This is a genomic window from Streptomyces zinciresistens K42 (genome assembly GCF_000225525.1).
Classification (GTDB): Bacteria; Actinomycetota; Actinomycetes; order Streptomycetales; family Streptomycetaceae; genus Streptomyces; species Streptomyces zinciresistens.
This window is the reverse complement of the sequence record NZ_AGBF01000276.1, coordinates 1-6733: the sequence shown is the minus strand read 5'-3', so window position 1 is coordinate 6733 and position 6733 is coordinate 1. Positions and strand designations below refer to the sequence as shown.

Annotated in this window: 5 protein-coding genes; all 5 read left to right on the top strand. The window is 74.8% G+C overall.

Translation table 11 applies throughout. The features are described from left to right. A partial coding sequence (locus tag SZN_RS34310) for a hypothetical protein (RefSeq protein ID WP_007504297.1) occupies positions 1-1353 on the top strand: 1353 nt, incomplete at its 5' end. Between the two features lie 14 nt (positions 1354-1367). Then, entirely contained in the window at positions 1368-2441 is a 1074-nt protein-coding gene (locus tag SZN_RS34305; protein WP_007504294.1) for a glutamate ABC transporter substrate-binding protein, read from the top strand. 175 nt (positions 2442-2616) lie between these two features. Then, positions 2617-3948, top strand: coding sequence for a coiled-coil domain-containing protein (locus SZN_RS34300; RefSeq protein ID WP_007504292.1), 1332 nt, complete (start codon positions 2617-2619; stop codon positions 3946-3948). A 22-nt stretch (positions 3949-3970) separates the two neighbouring features. Next, positions 3971-6526 (top strand): serine/threonine-protein kinase, encoded by a 2556-nt coding sequence (locus tag SZN_RS34290; protein WP_050815160.1) that lies wholly within the window; start codon positions 3971-3973, stop codon positions 6524-6526. Between the two features lie 3 nt (positions 6527-6529). Beyond that, positions 6530-6733: zinc ribbon domain-containing protein (locus tag SZN_RS34285; RefSeq protein WP_007504288.1), on the top strand; the 204-nt coding region annotated here is incomplete at its 3' end.

Sequence of the window (6733 nt, the reverse complement as noted above, 5' to 3'; positions counted from 1 at the left end):
GTCTCCCCCCTCGCGGCGGCGCCCCCGGAGCGCCGGCGCACCGCCTTCGCCGAGGGCGCCGACCGGCTGCGCGCGGCGGCCACCACCGAACCGGGCCGGCTGCGCGCCATCGGCGCCGTCCTCGCCCTGCTCGTCGTCGCGTTCGGGGCCGTGACCGCCTGGCAGATGACGGAGCGGGCGGGCGCCGCCGACGACGTCCTCAACCGCAGCCAGCCGCTCAGCTCCGACGCCGCCGACATCTACCGCTCGCTCGCGGACGCCAACACCGCCGCGGCCAGCGGCTATCTGGCGGGCCTCCAGGAGAAGCCCGCCATGCGCGAGGGCTACGAGAAGGACATCGGCACGGCCGCGTCCAAGCTCGTCACCGCCGCGGCCAACTCCGAGGCGGGTTCGTCCTCGGCGGGCACCATCGCCGAACTGGGCAGACTGCTCCCCGAGTACAAGGGCCTGGTGGAGACGGCGCGGGCCAACAACCGCCAGGGCTACCCCGTCGGCGGCGCCTACCTCCGCGCGGCGAACAAGATGATGCAGGACGAGATGCTGCCGGCCGCGCAGCGGCTGTACCGCACGGAGAACCAGCGCCTGGGCGCCGACTACGCCGCGGCGAAGTCCTTCCCGTGGCTCGCGGCCGGGCTCGGCGTCCTCGCCGTGGCCGCCCTCGTCTGGGCCCAGCGCCGCAACTACCGCCGCACCAACCGGGTCCTGAACCACGGCCTCGTCACCGCGACCGCCGCCGCCACCGTGGTCCTGCTGTGGCTCACGGTGAGCCACACCCTGGCGCGCGCGGGCCTGAACGACTCCTATGACAACGGCGTGCGTTCGCTGGCCGTCCTGCACGAGGCCCGGATCGCCTCGCTGACGGCCCGCAGCGACGAGAACCTCACGCTGGTGAGCCGCGGCGCCGACACCAGGACGCTGGACGACGGCTCGGTCGTCGACACCTACGCGTCGGGCTACGACCGGGAGATCGGCGTGCTCGCGCGCGCGCTCGCCCGCGCCGCCGCCCTCTCCGACGACACGGCGGGCAGGAAGCCCGTCCAGGACGCCGACGGCTTCATGAAGGTCTGGAAGCAGCGCAACGCCCTCGCGCGCCAGGACAACGACTCCGGGAACTACCAGGCCGCCCGCGACCGGGTCATCGGCGCCGCGAAGGAGCCGACGAGCGTGTGCTTCACCAACGTCGACAAGGCGCTGGCGGTGGCGCTCGACCATGAGCAGGGCGAGTTCAGGCAGGCCGCGCGCGACGGGCGCGGCTGGCTGACGGGGCTGCCGGCCGGGTCCGCCGTCCTCGGGGTGCTGGGCGCGGCCGGCGCGGTCCTCGGCATCGGCCGCAGGCTGTCGGAGTACCGGTGAGAGGGGGCACGACGATGCACGCGCACACCGACTCGGCCCGCCCCCGGGGCGCGGCCGCCCGCTGGCGCCGCCTGCGGGCCGGACTGCGGGGCTGGGGCGGGGTGGGCGCCATGGCCCTCGTCTGCGCCCTCGCGGTCTCCTTCACGCTGCTGCTGCCGCTGTCGGAGCGGACGGTGGGCGACGGCCCGGCCGCGGGCCGGGGCCTCGCCCGCGCCGGCCAGGCCGGTGCGGAGGACTGCGAGAACCCGCAGGACCAGAGCCTGTCGCCGTCGGGCGGCGGGGACGCCCGGCCGACGCTGGACGCCATCAGGGCCCGCGCGGACCGGCGTCTGACAGTCGGCGTCGACACCAACAGCTACCGCTGGGGCTACCTCGACCCGAACAACCCCTCCGGCGACCTGGAGGGCTTCGACATCGACCTGGTCCACCGGATCGCGCAGGACATCCTCGGCGACCGCGACGCGGTGCGGTTCAAGGCCATCCCGACCAGCCGCCGTATCGAGGCGATCCGGAAGGGCGAGGTCGACATGGTGGTGCGCACCATGACGATCACCTGCGCCCGGATCAAGGACGTGGCCTTCTCCGCGCCGTACTTCGTCACCGGCCAGCAGGTGCTCGCGCCCAAGTCCTCGGCGGTCACGGGCTACGACGGGAGCCTCGCCGGCCTGCGGATCTGCTCGGCGAAGGGGTCGACGGCGTACGACAAACTGGCGGCGGACAAGAAGAGCGGCGGCCTCCCGGCCTCCGCGGACATCTCGCTCGTCGTGCCCAACCAGCTGGACTGCCTGGTGCAGCTGCAGCTCGGCCGGGCGGACGCGGTCGTCACCGACGGCGCCCTCGCGGCCAGCCAGGCGGCGCAGGACCCGGCGGTGGAGCTCAAGGGCGGGCTGTTCACGGACGAGTACTACGGCGTGGCGATGAACCTGAAGGCGGACGACCTGGTGCGCCAGGTCAACCGGACGCTGGAGAAGTACGTGAAGGGGTCGGACGGCTGGCGCGCGTCGTACGACAAGTGGCTGCGCCCGACCATGGACAGGCCCGGACAGAGGTCGAAGTCGGCGACGCCTCCCGAGGCGGACTACAGGTGACCCGCCCCCGACCGGCACACTCGACCCCGGGGGCCCCGAGCGGCCCCGGGGAACCACCGGACCCTGGGAACACGGCAGACACGGCACCGGCAGGCACGGCACCGGCAGGACGGCGAGCGGGACACGGGCGAGCGACGGACCACCCACGGACCACGAGAGCAGCGAGAGGTGATCGATGGGCGTCACGGACCCCGCCGGGCCGGTGATGGACCGGGACGAGGTGGACCGTGCGCTGGCGCGGCTCGGCGCGGAGCACGAGGCGATCGAGACGTCCCTCCTCGCCCTCCAGGACCACGCGGGCCGCAGGCTCCTGGAGGGCGCCGAGCTGACCGGTGTCACCCGGGAGCGCTGGGCGGCCGCGGACGCGTCGATCACCCTGCTGTGGGCGTACTTCGACGCGTACACCGGCGCGCTGCGCGGCGCCCGGGAGATCCGCGCCCGGCGCCGCTGGTCCAGCCGTGAGGACCTCGTGGAGCTGACGGACCTGCTGCGCGGCGAATCGGTGACGGTGGCCGGATCGGTCGCGGCCACCGCCGGCACCCCGGCGCTCCACGGCGGTCCGGGCAGGCTCAGTGAGCGTTTCAGCCTGTCCGCCCTGGTGGACCGGATGAACGAGCTGTACGCGGCGTCGCTGGACATGGTCGTCGCCTCCGACGCCGTGTGGTCGGCCCTGCCCGCCCGGATCGATTTACTGGCCGCGGAGCTCCAGCGCACCCGGCGGCTCGCCCACTCGGTCGGGGTCCGTCCGGGCGAGCACCCGGCGGGCGACGACCTGGAGCGGATCACCCGCGTCCTGACCCGGCTGCGCGCCGAGGTGGTGTCCGACCCGCTCGCGTACTGGGTTGCGGCGCGGGGCAGTTCGGCGCCCGGCGGCGGCAGGCCGGACACCGCGGTCTACGACCGGGAGGCGCGCGCCCTGGAGGACGTGCGCCGCGAGATCGACGCCGTGCTGACCGTCCGCCAGGACGCCGAGCAGCGCCTGGTGCGGCTGCGCGACGTGCTCTCGCGCGCGGACCGCACGCTCGCCGAGGCGCGCACCGCGCGCGGCGAGGTGCTGGCGAAGATCGCCGCCACGGAGGTGCCGGTGGTCAGCGGCCCGCCGACCGTGCTCCAGGAGCAGTTGGCGGCGGCCGCGGAGTACCGCAGGCACGCCCAGTGGCACCGGCTGTCGCCGCTCCTTGAGTCGCTTGAGCAGAAGGCCGAGGACGAACTGCTGCGCGCCCGCGAGTCGTTGACCGCGGTCACCGCCCCGCTCGCGGTCCGCGCGGAGCTGCGCGGACGGCTGGACGCGTACAAGGCGAAGGTCGCGCGGCACGGCCTCGCCGAGGACCCGTTCCTGACCGAGCGGTATGACGCGGCGCGCCGGATGCTGTGGAGCGCGCCCTGCGATCTGCGCGTCGCCGAGCAGGCGGTGCTGCGCTACCAGCGGCTGGCCGCCGAGCTGTTCGGCACCGGGCGGGTGCCCGGACCACGCGGCCCCGAGGACGGCGGGGGGCCGGGAGCATGAGGCACAGGGGGGAGTCGTGGTCATGAGTCAGGCACAGCGCGGCTGTCAGCGCCCGGACTGCGACGGGACGTACGAGGACATGGGCGGCGGTGAGCTGTACTGCGACACCTGCGGTCTGGCCCCGGTCGTCCCGGCGACGGGCTCGGTCGGCTCGCCCGCCGCCGGGACGGCGGGCGGCGCGGGTGCGGCGGGCGGCGGCGGTTCCCGCTCCACCGGCCGCGGCGCGCGTACGTCGTCGCCGTCGCCGCAATCCTCGCCGTCCTCGCCGTCGCCGCCGTCCTCGCAGTCGTCGCCGTCCTCGCGGTCGTCGCGCTCTTCGCGGTCCCGTCGCTCGGTGTCGGGGCGGCTCTCGCGCTCGCTGTCGGGCCGTTCCACGGGCCGCTCGGTGTCGGTGCGCAGTTCGGGCTCGACGGCCGGGTCGAGCGGGCGCGGACGGCTCGGCGCGGGCCTGGTCCAGGTGCCCGGCGTCCCCCGGCCCGAGCCGCGCGGCATGGTGCTGGCGAACCCCGAGGTGCCCGAGCGCAAGCGGTTCTGCTCGCGCGCGGACTGCGGCGCGCCGGTCGGCCGCGCGCGGGGGGAGCGGCCGGGCCGTACGGAGGGCTTCTGCACGAAGTGCGGGCACCCGTACTCCTTCGTCCCCAAGCTGACGTCGGGCGATGTCGTGCACGGCCAGTACGAGGTGGCGGGCTGCCTCGCGCACGGCGGGCTGGGCTGGGTCTACCTCGCCGTGGACCGCGCGGTCTCCGACCGCTGGGTGGTGCTCAAGGGCCTGCTGGACACCGGCGACCAGGACGCGATGGCGGCGGCGATCTCCGAGCGGCGCTTCCTCGCGGAGATCGAGCACGCCAACATCGTGCGGATCTACAACTTCGTGGAGCACCTCGACCAGCGCACCGGCTCCCTCGACGGCTACATCGTCATGGAGTACGTCGGCGGCAAGTCGCTGAAGGAGATCGCCAACGCGCGCCGCACGGAGGCCGGCCGGCGCGATCCGCTCCCGGTCGAGCAGGCGTGCGCGTACGGCATCGAGGCGCTGGAGGCGCTCGGCCACCTGCACAGCCGCAACCTGCTGTACTGCGACTTCAAGGTCGACAACGCCATCCAGACCGAGGACCAGCTCAAGCTGATCGACATGGGCGCGGTGCGCAGGATGGACGACGAGGAATCGGCCATCTACGGCACGGTGGGCTACCAGGCGCCCGAGGTCGCGGAGGTCGGCCCGTCCGTCGCCTCCGACCTGTACACGGTGGCCCGCACGCTCGCCGTGATGACCTTCGACTTCCAGGGCTACACCGGCGTCCACGCCGACTCGCTGCCCGACCCCGACCACATCGAGGTCTTCCACCGCTACGAGTCGTTCTACCGCCTGCTGGTGCGCGCCACCGACCCGGACCCGGCCCGCCGCTTCGCCTCCGCGCAGGAGATGGCGGAGCAGCTGACGGGCGTGCTGCGCGAGGTGGTCTCGCTCCAGTCGGGGCGGGCGAGGCCGGCGCTGTCCACGCTCTTCGGGCCCGAGGTGCGGGTCACGGACACGGTGCTGTTCCCGAAGCTGGACGGGGAGGTGTCGCGGCTGGGGGCGCGCGTGCCGCCCGCCGCGGGGCGTCCGGCCCTGGCGGCCGGGGCACCGGGGGCCCTCGTGCGGGCTGTCGACGCCCCGGCCGCCGCGCTGGCGCTGCCGGTCCCGCGGGTCGATCCGGCGGACCCCAACGCGGGGTTCCTGGCCGGTCTGATGACCACCGCGGCGGCCGAGCTGCTGGGCGCGCTGGCAGCCGTCCCCTCGCCGTCGGCCGAGACCCGGCTCGGCCAGGTGCGGGCCTGGCTGGCGAGCGGTGACACGGCCGCCGCGCACGAGGCGCTGCTGAGGCTGGAGGACGAGGCCCGCGACGACTGGCGGGTGGTCTGGTACCGCGGCGTGGCCGCGCTGGTCACCGGCGACCACGAGGGCGCCGCGCTCGCCTTCGACGCGGTCTACGACGCGTTCCCCGGCGAGCCCGCGCCCAAGCTGGCCCTCGGCCTGTGCGCGGAGGTGCTGGGCCAGCTGGACAACGCCGCCGAGTACTACCGCCTGGTGTGGTCCACCGACCCCAGCCATGTCGGCGCCGCCTTCGGCCTGGCCCGCGTCCGGCTCGCGACCGGCGACCGCGCGGGCGCCGTGCGGACCCTGGAGTCGGTCCCGGAGAGTTCCATCCACTACACCGCCGCCCGGGTCGCGGCCGTCCGCGCCCGGCTGCGTCAACGCACGGCGGTCGCCGGGGACGTACCCTTCCTGGACGATCTGACCGCGGCGGCGGGGCAGGTGGAGGCCCTGGAGGCGTACGGTCTGGACCCGGCTCGCCGGGAGCAGTTGTCGGCCGAGGTGCTCGGCTGCGCGCTGGACTGGATACTCTCCGGTGGCCAGGGTTCCGGACCGCCCGCTCCCGCGGGACGGACGCTGCTGGGCAGCGGCCTGGACGAGCGGGGACTGCGGTTCGGCCTGGAGCGTTCGTACCGCATGCTGGCCCGGCTCGCCCGGGGCGGCGAGGAGAGGATCGACCTGGTGGAACGTGCCAACCGTTACCGCCCCCGGACGTGGGTGTAATTGATGTCGCAGATGCCCCAGTTGTCCGCCTGCCCGAGCTGCGAGTGGCCGCTTGAGTCGGGTGACCGTTTCTGCGGTGCGTGCGGATACGACCTGTCCGCCGTGCCCGTACGGCCGGACGACCAACCGACCGTCGCGCCGAACGGCTCGGTGCCGCCCCCCGCCACGGGCGAGCCCGGCGCGGACCGGCCGACCGCCCCCGCGCCG

Bases quoted from the DNA above. Each gene is read 5' to 3' on its own strand.
- SZN_RS34305 (WP_007504294.1), top strand. From the start codon at position 1,368: ATGCACGCGCACACCGACTCGGCCCGCCCCCGGGGCGCGGCCGCCCGC.
- SZN_RS34300 (WP_007504292.1), top strand. From the start codon at position 2,617: ATGGGCGTCACGGACCCCGCCGGGCCGGTGATGGACCGGGACGAGGTG.
- SZN_RS34290 (WP_050815160.1), top strand. From the start codon at position 3,971: ATGAGTCAGGCACAGCGCGGCTGTCAGCGCCCGGACTGCGACGGGACG.